The organism is Mesorhizobium sp. 1M-11, from assembly GCF_001303895.1.
GTDB lineage: Bacteria > Pseudomonadota > Alphaproteobacteria > Rhizobiales > Rhizobiaceae > Mesorhizobium.
Window position 1 is genome coordinate 28619 of the sequence record NZ_LJSD01000071.1, and the last position, 23668, is coordinate 52286.

The 23668-nt window shown below is 64.0% G+C and carries 20 protein-coding genes and 2 pseudogenes; 17 read left to right on the forward strand and 5 right to left on the reverse strand.

Annotated elements, in window-relative coordinates; genetic code table 11:
* The first annotated feature begins 71 nt into the window (after positions 1 to 71).
* Entirely contained in the window at positions 72 to 5192 is a 5121-nt protein-coding gene (locus tag AO692_RS27870; RefSeq protein WP_054313298.1) for a helicase-related protein, read from the forward strand.
* A 4-nt stretch (positions 5193 to 5196) separates the two neighbouring features.
* Here the strand turns inward: AO692_RS27870 and AO692_RS27875 are convergent, their stop codons facing one another.
* Positions 5197 to 5694 carry an RES family NAD+ phosphorylase gene (locus tag AO692_RS27875; protein WP_054313299.1) on the reverse strand — a complete coding sequence of 166 codons (498 nt, stop codon included), beginning with the start codon at positions 5692 to 5694 and terminating at the stop codon, positions 5197 to 5199.
* A gap of 4 nt (positions 5695 to 5698) precedes the next feature.
* Complete coding sequence (locus tag AO692_RS27880; RefSeq protein ID WP_054313300.1) at positions 5699 to 6049, reverse strand: MbcA/ParS/Xre antitoxin family protein; 351 nt, start codon at positions 6047 to 6049, stop codon at positions 5699 to 5701.
* 347 nt (positions 6050 to 6396) lie between these two features.
* Between AO692_RS27880 and AO692_RS27885 the strand changes: the two genes are divergently transcribed.
* From AO692_RS27885 to AO692_RS27900, 4 genes are all read left to right on the forward strand, one after another.
* Positions 6397 to 8151, forward strand: a complete 1755-nt coding sequence (locus AO692_RS27885) for a ParB N-terminal domain-containing protein (protein WP_054313301.1) — start codon at positions 6397 to 6399, stop codon at positions 8149 to 8151.
* A gap of 97 nt (positions 8152 to 8248) precedes the next feature.
* On the forward strand, positions 8249 to 8722 hold the full coding sequence (locus tag AO692_RS27890; protein WP_054313302.1) for a hypothetical protein: 474 nt from the start codon (positions 8249 to 8251) through the stop codon (positions 8720 to 8722).
* Positions 8719 to 9612, forward strand: coding sequence for a hypothetical protein (locus AO692_RS27895; protein WP_054313303.1), 894 nt, complete (start codon positions 8719 to 8721; stop codon positions 9610 to 9612). Before AO692_RS27890 ends, AO692_RS27895 begins: the two co-directional genes overlap by 4 nt.
* A complete protein-coding gene (locus AO692_RS27900) occupies positions 9609 to 10013 on the forward strand; it encodes a hypothetical protein (protein WP_244483517.1) in 405 nt (134 codons plus the stop codon). Before AO692_RS27895 ends, AO692_RS27900 begins: the two co-directional genes overlap by 4 nt.
* On the opposite strand, the gene AO692_RS27905 is transcribed toward AO692_RS27900, so the two are convergent.
* A complete protein-coding gene (locus AO692_RS27905) occupies positions 9970 to 10275 on the reverse strand; it encodes an alkylphosphonate utilization protein (protein ID WP_054313304.1) in 306 nt (101 codons plus the stop codon). The genes AO692_RS27900 and AO692_RS27905 overlap by 44 nt on opposite strands.
* Positions 10276 to 10473: 198 nt before the next feature.
* Between AO692_RS27905 and AO692_RS27910 the strand changes: the two genes are divergently transcribed.
* The 10 genes and pseudogenes from AO692_RS27910 to AO692_RS27955 form a co-directional block, all read left to right on the forward strand.
* Entirely contained in the window at positions 10474 to 10953 is a 480-nt protein-coding gene (locus tag AO692_RS27910) for a hypothetical protein (protein WP_244483518.1), read from the forward strand.
* A gap of 17 nt (positions 10954 to 10970) precedes the next feature.
* The gene (locus tag AO692_RS27915) at positions 10971 to 11273 is read left to right on the forward strand and encodes a hypothetical protein (protein ID WP_054313306.1); all 303 of its coding nucleotides are present in this window, start codon (positions 10971 to 10973) and stop codon (positions 11271 to 11273) included.
* A gap of 700 nt (positions 11274 to 11973) precedes the next feature.
* On the forward strand, positions 11974 to 12558 hold the full coding sequence (locus AO692_RS27920; protein WP_054313307.1) for a hypothetical protein: 585 nt from the start codon (positions 11974 to 11976) through the stop codon (positions 12556 to 12558).
* A 356-nt stretch (positions 12559 to 12914) separates the two neighbouring features.
* Positions 12915 to 13628: pseudogene (locus AO692_RS27925) on the forward strand (ArdC-like ssDNA-binding domain-containing protein); the annotation flags it as partial.
* Positions 13629 to 13796: 168 nt separating this feature from the next.
* The gene (locus AO692_RS27930) at positions 13797 to 15221 is read left to right on the forward strand and encodes a site-specific integrase (RefSeq protein WP_054313308.1); all 1425 of its coding nucleotides are present in this window, start codon (positions 13797 to 13799) and stop codon (positions 15219 to 15221) included.
* Positions 15222 to 15298: 77 nt separating this feature from the next.
* On the forward strand, positions 15299 to 17005 hold the full coding sequence (locus tag AO692_RS27935; RefSeq protein ID WP_244483519.1) for a hypothetical protein: 1707 nt from the start codon (positions 15299 to 15301) through the stop codon (positions 17003 to 17005).
* Positions 17002 to 19170: a hypothetical protein gene (locus AO692_RS27940; RefSeq protein ID WP_054313310.1), complete on the forward strand. Its 2169-nt coding sequence runs from the start codon at positions 17002 to 17004 to the stop codon at positions 19168 to 19170. Before AO692_RS27935 ends, AO692_RS27940 begins: the two co-directional genes overlap by 4 nt.
* A 61-nt stretch (positions 19171 to 19231) precedes the next feature.
* Positions 19232 to 20035: a sulfite exporter TauE/SafE family protein gene (locus AO692_RS27945; protein WP_054313311.1), complete on the forward strand. Its 804-nt coding sequence runs from the start codon at positions 19232 to 19234 to the stop codon at positions 20033 to 20035.
* 419 nt (positions 20036 to 20454) lie between these two features.
* The gene (locus AO692_RS27950; RefSeq protein ID WP_054313312.1) at positions 20455 to 21357 is read left to right on the forward strand and encodes a zincin-like metallopeptidase domain-containing protein; all 903 of its coding nucleotides are present in this window, start codon (positions 20455 to 20457) and stop codon (positions 21355 to 21357) included.
* Positions 21358 to 21416: 59 nt separating this feature from the next.
* A pseudogene (locus tag AO692_RS27955) lies at positions 21417 to 21629 on the forward strand (zincin-like metallopeptidase domain-containing protein); the annotation flags it as partial.
* A gap of 308 nt (positions 21630 to 21937) precedes the next feature.
* Here AO692_RS27955 and AO692_RS33245 read toward each other — a convergent pair.
* Positions 21938 to 22078, reverse strand: coding sequence for a hypothetical protein (locus tag AO692_RS33245; protein ID WP_161808137.1), 141 nt, complete (start codon positions 22076 to 22078; stop codon positions 21938 to 21940).
* A gap of 475 nt (positions 22079 to 22553) precedes the next feature.
* Here AO692_RS33245 and AO692_RS27960 point away from each other — a divergent pair, with 475 nt between their 5' ends.
* Together AO692_RS27960 and AO692_RS27965 are read left to right on the forward strand one after the other, a co-directional pair.
* Positions 22554 to 22952 (forward strand): single-stranded DNA-binding protein, encoded by a 399-nt coding sequence (locus AO692_RS27960; protein ID WP_054313314.1) that lies wholly within the window; start codon positions 22554 to 22556, stop codon positions 22950 to 22952.
* Positions 22953 to 23016: 64 nt separating this feature from the next.
* Positions 23017 to 23286 carry a DUF4326 domain-containing protein gene (locus tag AO692_RS27965; RefSeq protein ID WP_054313315.1) on the forward strand — a complete coding sequence of 90 codons (270 nt, stop codon included), beginning with the start codon at positions 23017 to 23019 and terminating at the stop codon, positions 23284 to 23286.
* Between the two features lie 14 nt (positions 23287 to 23300).
* Here AO692_RS27965 and AO692_RS27970 read toward each other — a convergent pair whose 3' ends face one another.
* A complete protein-coding gene (locus AO692_RS27970) occupies positions 23301 to 23597 on the reverse strand; it encodes a WGR domain-containing protein (RefSeq protein WP_348271483.1) in 297 nt (98 codons plus the stop codon).
* Positions 23598 to 23668: the final 71 nt, after the last annotated feature.

The following is a 23668-nucleotide window of genomic DNA, read 5'->3' on the forward strand; positions in this document are numbered from 1 at the left end:
CGCCAGCCTTTCACGCGGCCGACAACGCCGTCCGCCTGCTCGCGCTCACCAAAAATCCAAGGAGATTTCCCATGTCACACGACGACCCCTTCACTCTCGACCTGTTCGGAAACACGGCGCTGTCCTCGGGCCTCGGGGTCGGGGTAACTGCCTTTTCGACGTCCTTCGCCGACAATCCGGACGATGACGATCCGCCTCCCGACTCACCAGCCCCGGCCATACCAATCGCCGCGGCGGCATCGCCCGCTCCGGCACAGCAGGCCGACAAGGGCGAGAACTTCCATCTGGCGACGACGCGTGGCCTTGCCAAATCCTGGCGAAACCGGGCTCGTGACAATCTCGCCGCCATCCGGCTCGCCGCCGATATCGTCGACCGGCAGCGGCTGGCCACGCCGGAGGAACAGGCAGCGCTGATCCGGTTCACCGGCTTTGGAGCTTCCGAACTGGCGAACGGAGCGTTCCGCCGCCCCGGCGAGCAGACTTTTTGCAAGGGCTGGGAGGAGATCGGCATCGAGCTGGAGGAAGCCGTCGACGGTGCGGACTACGCCTCGCTGGCCCGCTGCACCCAATACGCTCATTTCACACCGGAATACATCATCCGGGCGATCTGGGCCGGCGTGCAGCGGCTGGGCTTCTGCGGCGGCCGCGTCCTGGAGCCGGGCATGGGCACGGGTCTGTTTCCGGCGCTGATGCCGGAGTCACTGCGTGCTGCCTCGCACGTCACCGGCATCGAGATCGATCCGGTCACGGCGCGGATCGCAAGACTCCTGCAGCCGCGGGCAAAAATCCTCAACCGGGATTTCGCGCGAGCCGATCTGCCGGCAAATTTCGATCTGGCGATCGGCAATCCGCCGTTCTCGGACAGGACCGTCCGATCCGATCCCGCATATCGCTCACATGGCTTCCGGCTGCACGACTACTTCATCGCAAAGGCCGTCTCTCGACTGAAACCCGGCGCGCTCGCGGCCTTCGTGACCTCGAGCGGCACGATGGACAAGGCCGATGCACGAGCCCGCGAGCACATCGCCACAATGGCGGATCTGATCGCTGCCATCCGCCTGCCGGAGGGCAGTTTTCGTGCCGAGGCCGGAACGGATGTCGTCGTCGACATTCTTTTCTTTCGCAAGCGCAAAGAGGATGAGACGGAAGGAGATGTCGCCTGGCTCGACCTTGAGGAGGTGCGCCCGGCGTCGGAGGATGAAGCGGCGATACGCGTCAACCGCTGGTTTGCCCGGCATCCTGACTTTGTTCTTGGGCAGCACGCCCTGACGGCTGGTCCCTTCGGCGAGACTTATACCTGCTTGCCGCATGCCGGGACGGACCTCGATGCGGCATTGACTGCCGCGGTGCATCTCCTTCCGGAAGCCATCTATGACGGCGAGCCGGAAGAGATCGGAACGGACGCCGGCGGGCATGTTGAAGCGCCAGCCTGCAACGCCGCGGACGGCATGGCAATCCGCGAGGGCAGCTACTTCATCGGCCAGAACACCGCGCTGATGCAGATGGTCGACGGCGAGGCCGTGACGATCGATGTCCGCAAGGGCAGGACCGGCGACGGCATCCCGGAAAAGCATGTCCGCATCATCCGCAAGTTGGTCCCGATCCGCGACGCGGTTCGCGAGGTGCTGAAGGCCCAGGAGTTCGACCGGCCGTGGCAGCCGGCGCAGGTCAGGCTGCGCATCGCCTGGTCGAGCTTCGTGCGCGCGTTTGGACCGATCAACTTCACCACGATCTCGACGACGGAGGACGACGAGACCGGCGAGGTGCGCGAGACGCACCGCCGTCCCAACATCCAGCCGTTTCTTGACGATCCCGATTGCTGGCTGGTCGCCTCGATCGAGGATTTTGACATCGAGACCAACACCGCCAAACCTGGGCCGTTCTTTTCCGAGCGGGTGATCGCACCGCCTCCGGCCCCGATCATCACCAACGCAGCCGATGCCCTCGCGGTCGTTCTGAACGAGCGCGGACATGTCGATCCCGATCACATCGCCGAACTGCTGCATCGGGATGTCACCGAGGTGATCGAGGAGCTGGGGCAGGCGATCTTTCAGGATCCGTCGTCGGGTGCGTGGCAGACGGCTGATGCCTATCTCTCCGGCGCCGTCCGCACCAAGCTCGTCGCGGCCGAGGCCGCGGCAGCGCTCGACCCGGCCTTCGCCCGCAATGTCACCGCGTTGAAGGCGGTCCAGCCGGCAGACCTTCGGCCTTCGGACATCACCGCGCGTCTCGGCGCACCCTGGATTCCAGCCGCCGATATCGTCGCCTTCGTCAGGGAGGCGATGGATGCCAATATCACCATCCATCACACGCCGGCGCTCGCCTGCTGGACGGTGAACGCACGCCAGCTTGGGTGGAGCGCCGCCGGCACCACGGAATGGGGAACACATCGCCGCGATGCAGGACAGCTCCTGTCCGATGCGCTGAACTCCTCCATCCCGCAGATCTTCGACACGGTGAAGGATGGCGATACAGAGCGCCGCGTGCTCAACACCGTCGAGACGGAAGCGGCCAAGGAGAAGCTGCAGAAGATCAAGACCGCTTTCCAGAACTGGATCTGGTCCGACCCCGATCGTACCGACCGGCTGGCGCGGCTTTACAACGACACGTTCAACAACATCGCGCCACGAGCCTTCAACGGCGATCATCTCCAGCTACCTGGCGCTTCCAGCGCGCTTTCTCTTTATGGCCACCAGAAGCGGGTCATCTGGCGCATCATCTCTTCCGGAAGCACTTACGTCGCGCACGCCGTCGGCGCGGGCAAGACCATGGCAATAGCCGCCGCTGTCATGGAGCAGCGCCGTCTCGGGCTGATCAACAAGGCCATGCTGGTCGTGCCCGGCCACTGCCTGGCGCAGGCGGCCCGCGAATTCCTGGCGCTCTATCCGAACGCCCGCATCCTCGTCGCCGACGAGACGAATTTCAGCAAGGAGAAGCGCCATCGCTTCCTGTCGCGCGCGGCAACCGCGAACTGGGATGCGATCATCATCACGCATTCCGCGTTCCGCTTCATCGCCGTGCCCTCGGCCTTCGAGGCGCAGATGACCCAAGACGAACTCGAGCTCTACGAGGACCTGCTCACCAAGGTCGACCGCGAGGACCGCCTCTCGCGCAAGCGCATCGAGCGCATGAAGGAAGGCCACAAGGAAAGGCTGGAGGCGCTCTCGACCCGAAAGGACGATCTGTTGACCATTGCCGAGATCGGCGTCGACCAGATCATCGTCGACGAGGCGCAGGAGTTCAGAAAACTCTCCTTCGCGACCAACATGTCGACGCTTAAGGGTGTCGATCCGAAGGGCTCGCAGCGGGCCTGGGACCTGTTCGTCAAATCCCGCTTTGTCGATACGAAGAATTCGGGCAGGGCGCTCGTGCTGGCATCCGGCACGCCGATCACCAATACGCTCGGCGAGATGTTCACTGTGCAGCGGCTGATGGATCACGCGGCCTTGTCACAGCGTGGCCTGCACGAGTTCGACGCCTGGGCGAGCACGTTCGGCGATACGAGCACCGAACTGGAACTTCAGCCGTCCGGCAAATACAAGCCGGTCACCAGGTTTGCCCAGTTCGTCAACGTGCCCGAACTGATCGCCATGTTCCGGTCGTTCGCCGATGTGGTGCAGCCAGCCGATCTGCGCACCTATGTGAAGGTGCCGGAGATCATGGGCGGGAAGCGCCAGATCATCACGGCCGAGCCGACGGCCGCCTTCAAGGCCTATCAGCGACATCTCGACCAGCGCATCAAGGCGATCGAGCTGCGCGAGGGACCGCCGCAGCCCGGCGACGATATTTTGCTCTCGGTCATCACCGATGGCCGTCATGCGGCGATCGATTTGCGTCTTGTCGATGCCGGCATGGACAACGAGCAAGCCAACAAGCTCAACGCTCTCATCCAGAACGCCTTTCGCATCTGGCAGGAAACGGTTGACGTCGAATATGTCCGCAAAGATGGCAGGCCCTTCGACAAGCCCGGCGCCGGCCAGCTGATCTTCTCCGACCTCGGCACGATCAATGTCGAGGCGAGCCGTGGCTTCTCCGCCTACCGGTGGATCCGAGACGAACTGGTCCGCATGGGCGTTCCCCCCTCGCAAATCGCCTATATGCAGGATTTTCGGAAGTCCGAGGCCAAGCAGCGCCTGTTCAACGATTTCAACGCCGGCAAGGTCCGCGTGGTGATCGGCAGTTCAGAGACCATGGGCACCGGCGTCAACGTGCAGGCGAGGCTGAAGGCGCTCCACCATCTCGACGTGCCCTGGCTGCCGTCCCAGATCGAACAGCGCGAAGGCCGCATCGTGAGGCAGGGCAACCAGCACGACGAGGTCGGCCTCTATGCCTACGCGACCCTCGGCTCGCTCGATGCGACCATGTGGCAGAACAACGAGCGCAAGGCCCGCTTTATCGCCGCCGCACTCTCCGGCGACACCAGCATTCGCCGGCTGGAAGACATGGGCGAGGGGCAAGCGAACCAGTTCGCCATGGCCAAGGCTATTGCATCGGGCGATCAACGCCTGATGCAGAAGGCGGGACTGGAGGCCGAGATCGCCCGCCTCGACCGGCTGCGCGCGGCCCATACCGATGACCAGCATGCAATCCGCCGGCAGATCCGCGACGCCGAGCGCGACATCGAACTTGCGACCCGGAGGATCGGCGAGATCGCGCAGGATATCGGTCGCCTGGCGCCAACGACAGGCGATGCCTTCGCCATGACCGTGACTGGCGAGGCGTTCGACGAGCGAAAACTCGCCGGTCGGGCGCTGATGAAGGAAATCCTGACCCTCGTGCAGCTCCAGCAGGACGGCGAGGCGGTCATCGCCTCGATCGGCGGCTTCGATCTAAAATTCTCCGGTGAGCGGCTCAGTAAGGACGGCTTCCACTACGCCACCATGCTGCTGCGGACCGGCGCCGAGCATGAGGTAGAGCTTCCCGTCACCGCGACGCCGATCGGCGCCATCGCCCGACTTGAGCATGCCCTCGACAATTTCAAAGGCGAACAGGAAAACTATCGCAGGCGGCTCGAGGCCGGCCACAAGCGCCTCGCGTCGTATCGACCGCGCGTCGGTGAAGCCTTCGCCTTCGAGGCCGAGCTGGCGATGAAGCTCGAGCAGCTCGCCGACGTCGACAAAGCTCTCGCGGCGGACTCGGAGGATTTGGCCGGCAACTGCAATGGCCGGCCGGCTGAGCGGAAAGCCGCATAGGCTGCTATCTCGACAGGCGGTTCTCGTCGTCGATCAGGGTCACGCGGGCCGGGGCTGCATCGCTCCACCTCCAAAGCACCAGGTTAAGATCGTCGGCGGTCGCACCGGGGGCGAAGCTCCTTACCAGCAGGCCATGATAGCCGCCGGCAATTAGCCTTCTCGCAAAGGCTTGTGTTCTCGCCTCTCCGGTTGCCTTCATCTTGTCGCGCCATGTGCCGTCGGCGAGCGCCGCGGCGTCCATTCCCTCCGCCAACAAGGCGGCTTCGTCCCGGCTGTCAAAAACACTCTCGATCTCAGCGTCGTAGGAAACGAGCGTCGTCGGCTGGAGATTGCCGACCTGGTTCGCTTCGCGCAGCGCCGTCATCACCGACAGCGACGCATAGAGCGCCGGCACGCCCTTCGGATTGAACCGTCCACCGTAAAATTCCGCGCCGCGTCCCGACAGCGGCTCGCGCGCATAGATAGGGTTCAGCGCCCGATAGAGCTTTCCATGATAGAGCACCGTGTCAGGCGTGCACGCCGGCGTCGACCGCGTCGAGATAGTCCAGCACGTCGTCGGCACGGCCGCCGCGCACGAGCTGCATGGCCGTCTGGCCAGAGAAGCCCGGCAGCGGCTCCGAGCGATACCAGGCATAAGCCATCAACTGCGAGCCGAAACGCGGCTCGACCTTGTTGATCACCTCGACCATCTCGCGCAGCCGGCGCTGGGTCTTGTCCGACCGAATGCGGTCCTTGCGCTGGACGGCGTCCTTGCCGAGACCAGCTGTCCGGGCGACTTCCTCGCTGGTTGTCTGGAAGGCGTCAGCGATCTTCCGGGGCGCGAAGAACCCGTTGTCTGAATACTGGACGAGACCCATAGCCATCTCCTGCCGTTGTCGATGCCAATCGTTATGACGCAATATAGCGTCTGCGGAAGCGGCATTCAATGGGAATGGTGAAGCTCGGAGGGGAAGGGGGAGGAGAGGAAAAAATCCGGTTCGCCGATCGGCCGAACCGGTGACGCTTCCGCTCAACCGCGCCTCTCGCGATCCCGGCCGCGGCGTCCCGCGCAGGGCTGTCAGCCCCGCTTGGCCGGCCGGGCAGGGATGCTCGCCCGCAGTTGCACCGGCTCGTCCGCTCCGCGTGCCGGGGGGTGTCTTCGAGATGAAGACGAGGAAGGGCCGCCCGAGGGCTGGTCCGCAAAACCCGAACAGGAGAACTTATCATGCACCTTATGAAGGTCGATCCGCGCGCATTGAAGGACAATCCCGACAAAGCGCGCCAGGCCAAGTCCACGCCGCAGGCGGACGCGTTGCTTCTCGCGACGATCAAGGCCGTCGGTCTCGTCCAGCCTCCCATCATTGCGGCCGAGAGCGGCGGCGGCAATGGCCATATCATTGATTCCGGCCACCGCCGCGTGAAGCAGGCCATCGCCGCTGGGCTCGAAGAAATCGATGTGCTCGTCGTCGAGGCCGCCAATGACAATGGAGCGATGCGCTCCATGGTCGAGAACATCGCGCGCGAAGCGCTGAATCCGGTCGACCAGTGGCGGGCGATCGAGCGCCTCGTCGCGCTCGGCTGGACCGAGGAGGCGATCGCCGTCGCGCTGGCTCTGCCGGTGCGTCAGATCAGGAAGCTGCGGCTTCTCGCCAATGTCGCGCCCACCATGCTCGACCATATGGCGAAGGGCGACATGCCGAACGAGCAGCAGCTTCGCACGATCGCTTCCGCCTCGCTCGACGAGCAGAAGGAGGTCTGGAAGAAGCACAAGCCGTCGAAGGCCGATCCACAGGTGTCGTGGTGGAGCGTTGCGCAGGGCCTGACCAAGACCCGTATGTTCGCGCGACATGCCAGCTTCGGGGACGATCTGGCGCAAGCCTACGGCATCGCCTGGGTCGAAGACCTGTTTGCACCGGCCGATGAGGACAGCCGCTACACCACCGATGTCGAGGCCTTCCTCGGCGCGCAGCAGGAGTGGATGACCAATCATCTGCCGAAGCGGGGAACAATCGTGGAGGCCGACACGTGGGGCGGGGCCAAGTTGCCTCCGAAGGCCGAACGGGTTCACGGCAAGCCCGGCAAGTCCGACCATGCGGCGATGTACCTCGATCGTGACGGTCGCGTGCAGACGGTCCACTACCGCATGCCCGAGGCCAGAAAGCCTAAGGGAAGGAACGGCGCTGCGGCGGATGTCGACGGCGATGATGTCGTCGTTGCCGCAAAGAAGCGGCCCGACGTGACCCGCAAGGGTGTCGAGATGATCGGCGATTTGCGCACGGACTCGCTCCACGAAGCGCTGTCCAGCACACCTATCGAAGACGACACACTGATGGCGCTGCTCGTGCTGGCCTTTGCCGGCCGCAACATCTCCATCGCCTCCGGATCCGGGGACGATGTCTATGGCTTTGCCAGGATGGAACGTCATGCCGTGCGGCTCATAGGCGAGGACGGCAAGCTCGGCTTCGACCGTGAGACGCTGCGGCAGGCGGCGCGCTCGGTCCTGATCGACGTGCTGTCGTGCCGCGAGAACCGCTCCGACTCCGGCATTGTAGCCCGGATCGCTGGCGATACGATCGGCGCGGACGGCTTCCTGCCGAACATGGGCACGGATGAATTCCTCGCATGCCTGTCGCGTCCGGCGCTGGAGGCCTCCTGCAAGGATACGCCGGTTCTGCCCCGCCAGAAGGTGAAGGATACGCGCGCCGCACTTATCCAGCATTTTGCCACGGCGCACTTCGTCCATCCCGCAGCGGTGTTCGCGCCGGCGACGCAGACCGTCACGGCCTGGGTCGCGAAATACGAGGGCGCCGAGCTGGAGGGCGACGAGGACGCCGACGGCACGCTCGACCACTTCGACGAGCTCGACGGCGACCAGTCGACCGCGAAGGCGCACGACTATCCCGGCGAGGACGATGAAGAAGCCGGCGACGCCCACCTCTCAGACGAGGAGCTGGCAGCCATCGGCGTCGCGGCGGAATAGCCACTGCACGTCTCACTTCCCTTCCGAACGATCCCCGCCGCCGGTCTCATCACCGGCGGCGGTTCCGTTTTCACAATGACCAACAAGGAGGACCAAGATGTCCGCTCAACTGATTTTCGACCTCGTGCCGCTTGGCTCGATCGTGAGATATTCCGACGGTACGCCGCAGCCGCCAGAGCGCTTCCGCAAGAAGCTGGCTGCCTGGGAAAGCCGCAACAGCGGCGGCCGGCTGATCCGCAAGCAGGCCGCGCGCCGTGTCGGCGACACCGTGCTGCCGGCCAGTATCACCCTGCACGAGGGGAACTACGGCGGTGGCGGGGTTGTGGTGCTGACCGTCCACAGGAGCTTCTCGGTCTCTACAGACCTGAAGTTCGTCGTGACCGAGCGTCCGACGATCGGGTCTGTTCGTATTCTCGATCGGCCCGGCGAGGACGCCGAGCTGCTCCATCTTGCCGAGAGCCGTGTCCATGCGGAATCGTGGCTCACGAGGCATCGCTACCCGAATGCTGTCCTTGACGAGGTAACAGCCGATACCGTCGTGGCGGATTCGGTAGAGGGGAGGGCCGCATGAACGCTCCCGCTCTTGCAAATAGCAACCAAGAAACCCCCGGATTTCCGGGGATTTCCTTTGGCCGCAGCCGCGAGGGCTTTCCCGTCGCGCTGGTCGGCGACAACGCTTTCGCCATGATGTCAGGCCGCGACGGCCGGCACTATCTCGCCACGGGCTGGCGCATTGCCCGCCCGCTCGAAAAATGGACGCGCTCGGACTTCTATGGCCATTCAGGCGAACTGGCCGACGAGGCAGCGTTTCGCGCGCGCGTCGAAGAAAACGCGCTGCACCAGCAGCAGCGTACGGCCCTCGGTCGGCGCGAGATCTCGTCGCGAGCACGCACGCCATGGGGAACGTCGCAGGGCACCACTGTTTATGCCGATGGTGTCGCTTTCCACTCGACGGCCAGCCATGGCGGCTTCCATCTCAGCCCGGACCGCAATGCGAAGGTTCATCCGCTGCTGCGCGCCGGAGCGGCCTGGTACGAAGAGGACTGCCATTGGGCGGCCGTTGCTCATGCCTTTCCGGAACTCTTCACCGACTCTGAAATGGCCAGCGCGGAGTCCACGATCCGAAACTGGTATCCGGAGGCGTGGGAAGCCATCCACGGCAAGGTTCTCTTGCCCGGCCAGTCGTCGACGAAAGACGAACGCGAGTTCCAAAAACGCCATGTCGATGACTGGATCGTCGTATCGGCGATCCGATCCGACCATGAGCCGGGCTTCACTGAGGTCGTAGCCACGATGGGCGGCGATCGCTCGGGAAAACGCGGCACACGCCGCTATCTGGTTCCGTCGGAGGAGTACGGCACGAGCGGCTGCCGCTTCGGATTCATCATCGACGAAGCCCGTCACCATCTTTTCGAAGGTCCGTCGAGCTTTGCCGGCTGGCAGGGAAGGGAGGCGCCATGAAGGGCGATCCCGAACTGCGCTCCCAGCTTTTCCGCATGGAGGAGGCGCGCCGACAGACCCAGCGCCAGCTCGATTTGATAGACCGGCAGATCATCCGCCGCATGACCGCTCTGATCCCGCACCTGGGACATCGACAGTCGGGCTATCGGCGCGGCAGGGCTCCCGACCCGAGCGCATTCCTCGAACGATATCGTTCGAACCTTGCTGCGATCACCGCCGCGCGGCAGCCGGAGATCGATGCGCTGTCACGCAAGCTCGCCCGGCAGGATGCGGCTGTCGAGGCATTCAAGGCAAAGAATCTGTTGGACTCGGGCCACGACCGACCATGTGCTGACGATTGCGGCCGGCCGGCAATGGTCAGCGCTTGCGTACGAACTCCGTGCGAAGGACGAGTCCCTTGATGGCGTCATGCCGGCAATCGACCTCGTCCGGATTGTCAGTGAGGCGGATCGACTTGATCACGGTTCCCTGCTTCAGGGTCTGGTTGGCGCCCTTGACCTTGAGGTCCTTGATCAGGACCACCGAATCCCCGTCGGCAAGCACATTGCCAGCGGCATCGCGCGCCACCACAGGCCCTGTCTCCGCGACGGCAGCCATCTCCGAAGCCGGACGCCATTCGCCGGTGACTTCATCGTAGATGTAGTCGTCGTTTTCATCGGCCATGATCGCCCCTGTCACCGGAGTCGAACGCCTTGTCCGACCCCGTGCGGCAGTGTGGCGTGAGCCATCGTTAGCAGGCGAGCGCTGTTCACAACCGCACTTGCCGGACGCGACCGATACCGGCCCTGGAGGCGGTCGTTGCACCGGTAGCGAAGCTCTTCGCGTCTCCGTGCTCCGCAGCCGGCTCCGGATCAAGACCATTTGCGCGGCCTGACATCCGCGCGATCACAACCATCACTGACAGGAGGCATCATGCCGCTCTACACGATCGAGACCACCTATCACCTTCCCGTCTATCGTCAGGCCACCTATGAGGCCGCGTCCGTCGACGACGCCTGCAAACTCGCCATCGACGATGATGACTGGTCATGCGAGCTTCCTGATCATGAGACGGCCAGCCAGACATTCGTCACCGGAATCTGGCGAGGACGGGATAGGGCATATCAAGGCGAGCCTGTCGCTGCTTCCGGGCGGTTCGGCCAGACAGTGCAACGCAAGGCCGAGCTTTTCGATACGCTCGTGCGCTTGTTGAGGGAGCCTGCCCAGCCAATGGGCCTGTCGCGACATGATTTCGATTCCTGGCTGCTGCGCGCGCTCGCCGCCATTGCCGTGGCCGATGGAATTTTTCGCGACGCCAACGTCGTGCAGTCGCGGGAAATCTCGGCTATAAATTCCCCCTGACGACAGGGAAGACCATGATGGACAACACGACACGCACAGCCTTCGAGCGGTTGCTCAAGATCGCCCAGTCGGACACCGGGCAGTCGCGCCGTGTCGCTTCCTTTGTCCTGGCCTGGTGGAACGCTACCGACCACGGCGGTTTCGACATCGCCGATCTCTTCGCCGTCGACGCCGAAATCGGCCGGGATATGGCCACCGTCTTCTCCTATCTCGTGGACCGGCCCACGGCCGAGTATCCAGAGGCGTATCGCGTCGAGATCGAGGCGGTCATTCGCCGATGGCGGCCCGAGGTCTGGGAGCGCTACGCCGAGTCGGCGTGACGTCGTGACGGCGACTGCCAATCCACCAGTCCGATCACATCCGCGCATATGACGGTCATCGCGATGCCGTGTTCCAGGCGCGGACCCAGCCCATCTGAAAAACCTGCGCGTTGATGCAGACGGCCCAACAACGAGCGCGCGGGATTGGCTCGGCTTGCATGTCCTTTCGCCGTCCGGTCTTGCAGCGCGGCGCAACGCTGTCGGAACGCCCACGCAGCGGCGACCCGTCATGGGGGCACCGTTCCTTCCCTCTTCCCGAATGAGATCGGGCGCGTCGGCGGCGAAAGGCGAACGCGCGATTTGGGAACGCATGTGCCTGGACGTTCGCGGTCTGCCGGGAGGTGAGCGGCTTGGGCGGTTCAGCCCTTCCTCGATCGGCTGCTCTTTCTGACATCGCTGCCGTGCCGGTCCCCCCGTCGGGTTTGCTGCGGTCTGAACCGGCGGCCAGCCGCTTCAAGGCCGCTGCGCGCCGCGGAGCGGCCGGGTACCGCCATTCTCGGCAAAGCAGGCCCGCGTCCAGCGTCGGAGCTCCAGCAAGGGGCTGGGCACCGCTTGTCCGCAAGCCGGCTTCGCTCGCCTGCCGGTCCCCGGACCCTGAAGCGTCCAGCTTCCGCCGGTTCGGGTCGACCGCACCCGAAGGGGAGACCGGCAAGGACCGGCTCGATCCCGAGGGACGCAACCGAAGGAAAGGATTTTTCCCATGACCAAGACCAGCCGACCCCGGCAGACCGCCCGCGTCGTCCAGCTGCGCAAGGGCTCCACGATCGAAATGGTTCGCCTCTCCTGCCCCGACAGCAACCAGGCCGCCCTCATCTCGGAGAGCTTCGGACTTCCCGTCCTCGACAGCGACGGCATCCGCAGCCTGCATGAGCGGTTCTTCAACGAGACAGCCGACTCGCTCCGCGAAGGCCTGAGCGACCGGGCCATGCAGATCCATCTCCAGCGCATCGTCGGCTCCTATGTCGGCTCCGCCCACGGCGCAGGGCAGTTCTACAGCCGGGCGGTATCCGAGGCGCGGGACGCCACGGCGAAGCTCGCCAACGACGCCCGAGACGAAGACCGTGACGGGCCGGTCGGCTTCGACAGCCAGGCGCAGAGGAAGCGCGAGTTCGCCGCCGACATGGCGCTCCAGGCCCACGCACTGCGCATGGCGGCCGAGGCTGCCGTCGTCTCCTACGAGCATATTGTCGGCGAGACCTGGAAGCCCTTCGAGCGCCCGGTTGAGAACGCCGGCGAGACCGTCGGCCGCCAGGCGGCCGAACTCCAGATGGCGGCCCTCGGCTAGCCATTCCGGCGGGGCTCCGGCCCCGCCGATCACATCTTCGACCCACAGCACAGGCCGGTCCCTCGCGGGGCCGGCCTGTTCGCATGTCCCGTCAACGGCAACACCGATCGCGGAAGATGAAATGATGGAGAAGGAGAAGGAAGTCGGGCACGCCGAGCGTGCCCCGTCCCGGATGGCGGTCCTGCCGGGGCTGGCGGACAGCGCAACGGCTTCGCCGTCCTCCACTTCGTTCCGGCCTGTCGTCTCTCGCCCTGCGGTCGCGCGCCTCCCGGTGCGCGGTCTCGCCTGTAGCCCGGCCGTCGGACCCCGTGACGGGGCCGCGATCGGCGCGGCCTCCAAAACGGAGGTTCAGGAAAATGAACAGGAAAGAAGAGAAGCCGCGCGTCGACATCTACGCGAGGATCACCGATCGGATCGTTGCCGATCTCGAAAAGGGCGTCCGGCCTTGGCTGCGCCCCTGGAGCGTGGCAAACACTGCCGGGCGCATAACCCGGCCGCTTCGCCACAATGGCGAGCCCTATTCGGGCATGAATGTCATCCTCCTCTGGTCGGAGGCGGTCGCGCGTGGCTTCGCCTCGCCGGTGTGGATGACGTTCAAGCAGGCGGGCGAACTTGGCGGCCATGTCCGCAAGGGCGAAAGCGGCAGCCTCGTCGTCTATGCCAGCCGCTTCACCAAGACCGAGAGCGACGGCCGTGGCGGCGAGGTCGAGCGGGATATCCCGTTCCTGAAGACCTACACCGTCTTCAACACCGAGCAGATCGACGGCCTGCCCGATCGTTTCCACGTTCGGCCGCAGGCGGTAGCCGATCCTGTCGAGCGCATCGAGCACGCGGATCGCTTCTTCGCCAACACCGGGGCGGTCATCCGGCATGGCGGATCGGCGGCCTTCTACTCGCCCTCGAGCGACCACATCCAGATGCCGCCCTTTGAGAGTTTTCGCGATGCCGCGTCCTACGTGGCGGTGCTCAGCCACGAAACGGTGCATTGGACGGCGGACTCCCAGCGCGTCGGGCGCGATCTCAGCCGCTATGCGAAGGATCGCACGGAGAGGGCGCGGGAGGAATGCGTTGCCTTATCTTGACAGTCTGCACCGACTCCCAGTGTCCTGCTGGCGTCGATGCAACAGGACTGACGGAGGCGTTATCCAGGCCGGCCGCAGCGCTCCCACATAGCTGGCGGAGGCCGGCCTGGATAGCGCCGGGCAAGTTGAACTCCTTCGTTGATGCTGGCTCCCCGGATGGGGGTCCGGGGGAAGGTTGAACAACTTGTGGACAATATAACCGCAGCTTCGAGCATCATCATTCAGGAGCGCAGATCGGCGGAGGGGCTTGACGCCCATGTGCCAATGATCCTTCGGGACGGGGCGCTCTACGATCCTGACCTGGATCGCTTCTTCCGCGACCTGCCATTCAACGGGGTTCGCTCCCGTCATTCCCTTCGTGCCTATGGCTATGACGTCCTTGTGTGGGTCCGCTTTCTTTCGGAAGCCTGCGCCAAGACAGTATGGCAGGCTGATCGGCACGACGTCCTTGCCTATCATCGAGTTCGGCGCCGCGCCGAAGCCGGACAACGCATCTCGGCCGCTTCGTGGAATCGTGCCGTCGCCTGCCTCGACCGCCTGTATCGATGGGGTGTCCATGAGAAGCTTACCGCGGAAGCGCCGTTCACGCATCAGTCCGTCTGGCGACAAGGGTATGCCGGCCGGCGAGCGCAGATCACGGCGCGGAACGATGCGTATGAACCTGCAGCTCGCCGAGCGGATGTCAGCTTCGTCACGCTCGACGACTATCGGAGATTTCGGGATGTTGGCTTGCGAGGGCTCCTGCCTGATGGCGGAACGCGTGTCGGCGCTCGGGATCGCAACGGCATTCGCAATGCATTGTTTTCCGACCTTCTCGTCACGACAGGTCTGCGGCTGGAGGAAGCTTCTTTTCTCTTCGCTTCCGATCTTGCTTTCACAGATCAGCAGCCAGGCCGTCAGGTCTGGCTGGATTTGCCGGATGCCCTGACCAAGGGTGATCGCGGCCGCCAAATACTCGTTCCCGCGCGACTGCTCGAACAGGTGCGGGCCTACATCGGTGTCGAGCGTGCTCATGCGGTTGCAAAGTTCCAAGGCCGTTCGGGTTGGCGATCATTCGACCGCCCGATCCTCGTACACCGGGAGCGAAGCAATTCCCGGCTACGACTGCGCGATGGCGGCGATATTGCGCTTGACCTGCTCAGTCCCGAGGAGCGCAGCCGGATCATTATCTGCGCCGACGATGGCACACCGAAGGAACCGGCGGTGTTATGGCTCTCCGAGATCGGCTTGCCGGTGCAGACGAACTCTTGGGAGGTCATCTTCGCCCGTGCCTCCGAGCGATGCAGATCCTTCGGCTTCGATGTCAACATCAGCCCGCATCAGCTCCGCCATACCTTTGCCGCATATATGCTGGCGATGCTCATTCAGCACCGCCTCCGTGACGCTGCATTGCCGGCCGGGCCGATGGAGGGATACCGGCAGATTCTCGGCGATCCTCTTCAGCAGGTCCAACGGCTCCTTGGTCATGCCAACCTGACAACGACCTACATCTACCTCGATCACATCGCGACACGCGCCGATACTGTCGATGCCGCAGTCGAGGAACTCCTGGCACTTCTTCCCTCGGAGACCTCGCTATGACGGGGCGGCCGCGGAAGGGATCCTCAGTCCGATTTGCCCCAATCGATGGTATCGCTCCCGCTCACGCCAGCGATCCAGTGCTCGGTCTGCGCTTTAACATCGCGGCGCGCTACGGCGGCAGTGTCGAAGTCGATCTTACCGACGTGCATCCGCGACCGCTCGCTATCGCTTTCGCAGGTGCCCTTCGCCGACAGTCTGGACTTGGTGGTTCACTGGGCGCGCGGAGCACCATCAAGGTGCATCTGAACGCATATCTTCGGTTTTTCGCATATCTGCGCGAGCACTCCAGGGCCATGACGCCTGCTGATCTGCTCGCTGACGATATCGACGGATACGAGGATTTTCTCGAAGCCGGGGGGATGAAGCCTATTCACCGCCACATGGTACTTGCCAAGGCCATTCTCGCCTTGCGCTCGATTGATGCCGACCAGCCTGGCCTTCTTGATGAAGGGGTCCGTCGTCGGCTGAGCTATACCAGTGCACAGTCCGCCGGCCGCTCGCAGCCGCGCGACGCCTACAGTCCGTTCGTCGCAAGGCAGCTTCGCGATGCCGCCCGCGCTGACATCGGCAAGATTTTCAGGCGGATCGGGAAGCCGCTCGATGATGACGGTGGCGATGCTAATCTCCGCAGAGTGACCGATGAAGCCAACGCCAGAATCGTGGCCTCCGGCAAGCTTAGTAGCGGGGACAGAGCGTTCCATCGCCTGTACTTCATGCGGGCGCGCCGCGGTCTGCCTGTCTCAACCTTGGCCGAAGATATCCACGGTCGTTATCATCTGCGGGCCACCGACATTCCACCGCTTCTAACCTTCCTATCGCTGGAGACCGGCCTGGAGATCGAATGTTGCAAGGCTTTGACGATCGACTGCCTACAGAACCCCGGACCCGGAACCATCGAGATAGCCTATGTGAAGCGACGCGCTCGAGGTGCTGAGCACAAACATATCCGTGTGCGTGACGGCGGAATCGGAACGCCGGGAGGTCTCGTTCGCAAGCTGATCGAGGTGACGGCCTTCACGAGGCAGTTCGTACAGAGCGATTGCCTTTTGCTCTATTACTATACCGGTCGGAAGCAACTCCGCGCAGGTGTTGATCATCCGCATGAACGCGTTGACCAATGGACCGAGAGCCATGGGATCGTCGATGACGACGGAAAGCCTCTTCGGCTCGTTCTTTCCCGCTTGCGCAAGACGCACAAGGCGCTCTGGTATCTGAAGACAGAGGGCCATATGGCCCGCTTTGCGGTCGGGCACACGCCCGAGATCGCCGCTCGCCACTATGCCGACATTCCCTCGCTGCGACCGCTTCATGAGGCAACTGTGGCGGCGGCGTTTTCCGAGGCCGCCGCGACCTTCGACCCGATCATATTGGCGCCTGACGACGAGGTTTCCTGGCGCCAAAGCCACACCGCTTCGGAAGGAAGCATTGATGTCGACGCGCTTCTGGGCGGCGAACAGGATGTTTGGCTGGCTGCATGCTCGGGCTTTGACCGCAGCCCCTTCGGAGACCTGGGATCACCTTGTCCGCAACCGTTTTGGGGTTGTCTCGAATGCCGCAACGCCGTCATTACCGCGCGCAAGTTGCCGGCGATCATCGCGTTCCTGCGGTTTATCGAGGAGCAACGGGTGGGTCTCCCTGCCGCGGACTGGGCCATGAAGTTCGGCCGCGCGCATGATCGCATCGCGAAGCAGGTTTTACCCGCTTTCCCGGAAAGTGTGATTGCCGAAGCCCGCCGCGAGGCGGAAGGGCATTCCCTCTTTCTTCCGCCGGAGGCCCGGCAATGATCCGATCGGCGCCAGCACTTTCCGCCTCCCAGGAACTTGATCGTCGCCCCGTTCTCGCAACCGCTGCGTTGAAGCCGGGCTTTGATCGCGATACCCTCTCGCGCTACGGCGATCCGAGCTGGGACCTCGGACCGGCCGTATTTCGCGAGAACGCGCGCCGCTGTCACGTCACCGTGCATTTCGGCGCGGTCGAGGATGAAGGTGTCCGCGAGGCGCTTCGCGAGTTCCTCTATGCCCGGCTGAACGTCGACATGCCGGGTCATCGCAAGATACTTCCTCCCGGCAGTGTCCGGCAGACCTTCAACCGCGCACGACGATTCTTCGAGTTCGTGCGTGACGAGCTTGGTGCTGTCGATCTTCGCCGGGTCGGCCAGCCGCTTCTGGATCGCTACGTTCGCCACCTCAAGACAGACCGTGCCCGCCGGCCGGTTATAGTCGGGCACCTTCTGGAAGTCCCGGCTGATCTCTACGTCTATCGTGATCATCTCCCGTACATAGGCTTGGGATTCCAGCCATGGGCCGGGAGCGCACCAGCCCGTGTCGCTGGCTACCGTCATGTTCGCGAGAATCTCACACCTCGTATTCCCGAAGCGATCATCTCGCCGCTGCTGGCCTGGTCGATCCGTTATGTCACCCAGTTTGCCGCGGATATATTCGCTGCGCGCGAGGAGATGGACCTTCTCGAAGCCCACTGCGCGGCCCTCATAGAGGCGGATCGCGGCCTCAAGCCCAAGCATCGTCGAGAACGACAGCGCAAGCGCCTCGGGGACTATTTCGATCGACTACGCACCGAAGGGCGCGGGGTTCCAATCTGGGGAACCGCGCACAACGGAACATTTCTCCGGCACCCTGAGACGGGAGAGGTCTCCCCGCCCGTCAACTCCCATTTGCTTCACCTGCACATTGGCCTCGACGCTCAGGCCGAGCCAAAGATGCATATTCAGCTGACCGGCGGGGCGCCTCGCCAGATCAGGGCCGCGTTGCTCGAGCTCGGCGTCGAGACAGGTGGCATGGAGACGCCGATCTCCATTCTCCCGGAGACCGGCAGGCCTTGGCGGCCTCGTTTCGACGCCAAGACCCTTGCCCAGGAAGAGAGGATGCTGCAATCGGCAGCCTATATTCTATGCGCCTACCTGACCGGCATGCGGGACTGCGAGGTTCAGGCAATGCAGCGCGGATGTCTTGCGCTGACCCGCAGCGAAGACGGCATGATCATGCGTCATCGCGTTCGCTCCGTCTCCTACAAGGGAAAGTCGAGCCGAGGTGAGCCGGCCGAATGGATTACCATCGAGCCTGTAGCCAAGGCGATAGAAGTGCTGGAACGTTTGTCCTTTCGGGCGGCATCGGCGCGCGGGCTCACGACGCTCTGGCCGGTTCTCGCTGTCAAATCTGTGTGCAAAGACCACCTATCCGCAGAGATCGTTCGGCAGCTCAATCACTTCCGCGATCATCTCAATCATCTTTTCGGCACACCGGAGACGCCGGCAGTCCCGAACGGGCCGGATGATCAACCCTGGCGGATCACGACGCGGCAGTTCCGGCGCACCATCGCATGGTACATTGCCAACCGCCCCTTCGGCACGATCGCTGGCATGATCCAATACAAGCATGCCTCCGTCGCCGCTTTCGAAGGCTATGCCGGCTCCAGCCGATCTGGCTTCCGTGCAGAAGTCGAGAACCAGCGCAGCCTCGGCCAACTCGACGACCTGCTGACCTATTTCGACGAGCGTCAGGCCGGAGCGACGCTGTCCGGGCCAGCGGCAGCGCGGATAGCGAAGACGCTCGACGGTGTATCGTCAGAACTCGGTCCGCTTCCGGCCATGATCGCTGATCGCGCCCGGCTCCGCACGATGCTCGCGAGCCTCGCGCGAACATTGCATGTCGGGGTGTTGGCCGATTGCTTCTTCGATCCCGGCACGGCCGCCTGCCTGAAGCAGGCCACCGGAGCCAAAGGCCCGCTGACCGCGCTCTGCCAGCCGACCCTTTGTCCAAATGCCTGCATCACCGCGAGACACCGGCCAGCATGGGCCCGCTCCGCGCAGGAGGCCACGAGCCTGTTGAAGGAGAAGCGGCTCTCTCAGCTTCAGCGGAACATTCTACAGCAGGAGCTCGAGCGAACGATGACGATCTTGACCAATATAGACGAAGGCGCCGGATCGCGTTGAAGGCCCATGGGCCACCATAACAAATGGCCAACATCGTCATATCTGTGCATATAGAACGCCTATGACTGACGCTGCCAATAAATCACTTCCCCGTCATCCTACTGCTGCTTTCGGCGGAGGCGCCATTATTGGCGCCCTCGGAGGCCTAATCGGCCTGGGAGGCGCCGAGTTCCGCCTTCCGATCCTGATCGGGTTTTTCAACTTCGCAGCCCTGGAGGCGGTCATCCTCAACAAGGCGATGAGCCTTGTCGTCGTCGCGACCGCGCTCCCCTTCCGGGCGGGCACGGTGCCCTTCAGCGCCATAGCCGATAACTGGCCGATCGTGCTCAACCTTCTCGCGGGAAGCCTGATCGGCGCCTGGTTCGGCGCAGGCTGGGCGACAAGGCTGCGGTCGGAGACGCTTTACAAAGTCATCGCCATCATGCTCGTGGCGATCGCGATCGTCCTGGTGTTCGGGCACGAGGCGACAGCGGGGCAACCTTTGCTGACGGGCGCGAGCCAGCTCGTCGCGGGTGTTGTCGCGGGCTTCATCATCGGCATCGTCGCCTCGCTCCTGGGTGTCGCGGGCGGCGAACTGCTGATCCCGACGCTGGTCCTCCTCTTCGGTGCGGATATCAAGCTCGCCGGTAGTCTCTCGCTTGCGGTGAGTCTGCCAACCATGCTGGTGGGGTTCACCCGCTACAGTCGCGACGAGAGCTTCTCCGTTATCGGCCGCAACAAGGTTTTCCTGCTCATCATGGCTGCCGGATCGGTCGTCGGTACGTTTATCGGCGGCCTTCTGCTCGGCATCGTTCCAAATGCGTTTTTGCTGCCGGCTTTGGCAATCATCCTCCTAATCTCCGCGGTGAAGGTGTGGCGCCATTAGCCGCAGTCCTGCAAACTTACCGATCGAAGTGAAGCTTCCGCAGCTCGCATGCTGACGGCACAGCGAACCTGAACCCCAGCAACTGACTGGTTTCGACCGCAGGCGGGGCGTGCCCGTGGCTTGCCGGTGGCCCCGCCCGGCGTTGTCGGAGCGCGCGATGCCCGGCGCATCCGCGCAACGGCTGGGCGCCGTCCTCCGCTTACGCTTCGGCTCTGCGAGTGCGCGGCCGCACCTGAGGCATCGCAATCCGCTGCTCCGACGCCGGGACAGGCCCCGGCGGAGAAGGAGCAACGATTATGACAAGACAAAAAATCAGGAACAACCGCCCGTACGGGCGGGAGAGGAAGAGGAAGGCGGGAGTCGGGCGGTCGGTTGAAGGAGCGAGAGAGGCTCGCGCCGCCGGCCGCGGAGATTCCCCAATGTCCAGCACTTCCACTTCGGCCAAGCGCGCCGATGTCTATTCCCGCGTCACGGCCGAGATCATCGCCGCCATCGAGCAAGGCACAGGTGAATGGCGTGCCCCCTGGTTCCACAACGGCACCAGCATCGCGCGTCCGACCAACATCGCATCCGGCAAGCGATATCGCGGCATCAATACGCTGGCGCTCTGGGCCGCGGGCTTCGCGGCCGGATATGGTGACGGCCTCTGGGGCACCTATAAGCAATGGCAGGATGCTGGCGCGCAGGTGCGTGAAGGAGAACGCTCCACCACAGTCGTCTTGTGGAGGGAGATCCATGTTTCCCGGCAGGGCGACAACGAAGACGACGATGAGGGGCATCGGCGCATGTTCGCCCGTGCTTTCTCCGTCTTCAACATCGCGCAGGTTGACGGCTACGAACGCCCGGCAGTTCCAGCACTGCCCGAGGCGGAACGTCTCGCCCAAGCGGAAGCATTCATCGCGAACCTGGGCGTCAAGACCGTGTTCGGTGGATCGGAAGCCTATTATCGCCCGTCGGCGGATACCGTGTTCATGCCGCCATTCAATTCGTTCCGTGATGCCGCGTCATTCTACGGTGTCTGGTTGCACGAGAATGGCCACGCAAGCGGCGCCAAGCACAGGCTCGACCGCGATCTTTCCGGGCGATTTGGATCAGCGTCCTATGCCGCCGAAGAATGCTGCGTGGAAATTCTCAGCGGGCTCATCCTGGCGGACTTGGGTATCGCACACCATCCGCGCCCCGATCATGCCGCCTATGTCGTCTCGTGGCTCAAGGTCCTGAAGGACGATCCCAAGGCCATCTTTACCGCTGCCAGCAAAGCGCAACAGGCAGCCGACTGGATGCATGCACAGCAGCCCCAGGCAGAGGAGATGGCCGCATGACCAGCACCGTCTTCACTACCCAAATATTTCGGATAGGGGCTGTACTGTCAGGATATACGGCCGAGCTCGGGAGCTGCTTTCTCTCCGCCGATCTCGGTATCGTGCCGGAGCTCGAGCCGCGTCCGGATCATGCGAGCTATCTCGATTCCTGGTTGAAGGTCCTCGCCGACGACAAGCGGGCGATCTTCTCGGCCGCTGCTCACGCGCAGCGCGCCGTCGCCTTCCTGCACGGCCTTCAGCCGGCGGCCTCGGAAGAACGCGAGGCCGCCTGATGTTCCACGCATCCATCATCGGCGGCGAAGGTGACGCACCTTCCCCGATCGGCCTGCGCGCCCTCTCGCTCGGAGTGGGTGTGCAGCCGCCACGAAGCCATCGAGCTGTCGCGGCTCTACGCGGTGCGGCCTGATCTGTCCCGCGTGACGTTGCGCATGTGGCGCGCCATCGTCTTCCCGGCGCCGTGCCAGGAATGCGGTTTCGTCTGGGCGGTGAGCTATCAGGATCCTGCGATCCCATGCCGGCAACGTCTATCGCTCCGACGGCTGGGTGCAGCCCGCCACATCGCAGCGGCATCGATCCGCGCTCAGGCAGGAAAGGTCGCCGTAAGGTGGTCTGGGGCTGGCGCGACGAGGCCAGCGAGCGACGGCGGCGTCGTGCGATCGGGCTGGTGGCCAGTTCCGACCTCGGCGCCGTCCACCGCCATGATGTCCGTGACTTCGCGCACTGTGCACTCATCAGCCCATGAAGGCAGGGCCACATCCCCTCGCGGGGACGTTGCCGAGCGCAATGTCGCGGAGCATGTGACGCTGTTCGGCGGCGCGGGCACCCAAGGCCTCATCTTGATGTCAGTTCGCCGGGGGCAGGGGTCACCGGGTTTCAGCGATCGGCCGCGTCTCGCGGGTCAGGATTCCCGGAACGGCGCGAATGCCGGCGGTGGAAACGGCTGTGCCAATCCCGCCCCATCTGAGCTGCCGGTGGATCTATCCCTCCGAAACGAATTGAGCCCCTAAGTCCATTCGGTTTCCGCAAGCAACCCCGCGCGGCGGCGGACCGAGTTGGCGCTTCGCGCCTGCCCGCACCACTCCTTGCCTTGGGGGCGAGCCGTCGCGTTCCGCTCCGGTTGCAGGCGTCTCCCGCTGTCCTTGGCCGGGTCTCGTTCGGAGGGACGGTCCCCTGGACGAGCAAGATGGAGACAGGAAATGACCAACATCGTTTTTCTCGCCGGCAACATCGGCAACGACCCCGAAATGGTGAACACCCGCGGCGGCACCAAGATCACCGACTTCCGGCTGGCGACCTCCCGCCCGAAGCGGGCCGACGGCAAGGTGGTCAAGGGCGAAAACGGCTACGCCGAGCAGGACACCGAATGGCACCGCATCAAGTGCTTCAACGGCCTCGCCGAGACGGTGCAGAAGCACTGCGTCAAGGGCATGAAGGTCGCGGTGCGCGGGCGCATCCACTACACAAGGTGGACGGACAACGACGAAATCGAGCGCTTCAGCTCCGAGATCATCGCCGACGCCGTCGACTTCCTCGCCTGGCCCAAGCGCGACGGCGCCGGCAACCACACCGAGGGCACGGACGACATCCCGTTTTGAGCCCGGATCGGGACGGCCCCGCGGTGAGGCGGGGCCATCCCTCATGCAGAAAGGAGCATCGAGGATGTGCAAAGTTCTCAATGCCCGCATCGTCGGGAAAGCGCCCGCTCCCGCGCGCGTCTATATCGGGCGGCCGAGCAAATGGGGAAATCCCTTCGTCATAGGCCGCGATGGTTCGCGCGAGGAGGTCATCGCGAAATATCGCGCGTGGCTCACGTCGCAACCCGAGTTGCTCGACGCGCTCGACGAACTCCGCGGCCGCGATCTGGTCTGCTGGTGCGCGCCGCTAGCGTGCCACGGCGACGTGCTGATAGAGCTCGCGAACCAGGCCTGACCTCTCCGGCCCGGTCACGCCGACGGGGCCGTCTCTGCATGCCGAGCGCCAAACTTGGGTCGATAACCGCGGCGCCGCTTGGCGCGCAACAGTTCCAGGAAAAGGCCCACGGCCTCGCCCTCGTCGTCGAAGGAGTGCTGCACCATGCGGCCGGTCGTTCCGATCCGTCCCCAACGGCGCACAAGCCGGGCGTGGCCGAACAGCGTCTCTTCGATCGACAGTACATAGAACCGGGCCATGTTCCGGCCCGGATCCCGACGTTCGATGTAGAGCCGATACTGCTGCGCGATCATGCGGGCAGAATCGCGCACCGGGAATCCGGCGTCCAATGATAGGTTTGAATCACTGGACCCGGACCGATTCATTTCGTTGATGAGTGGGC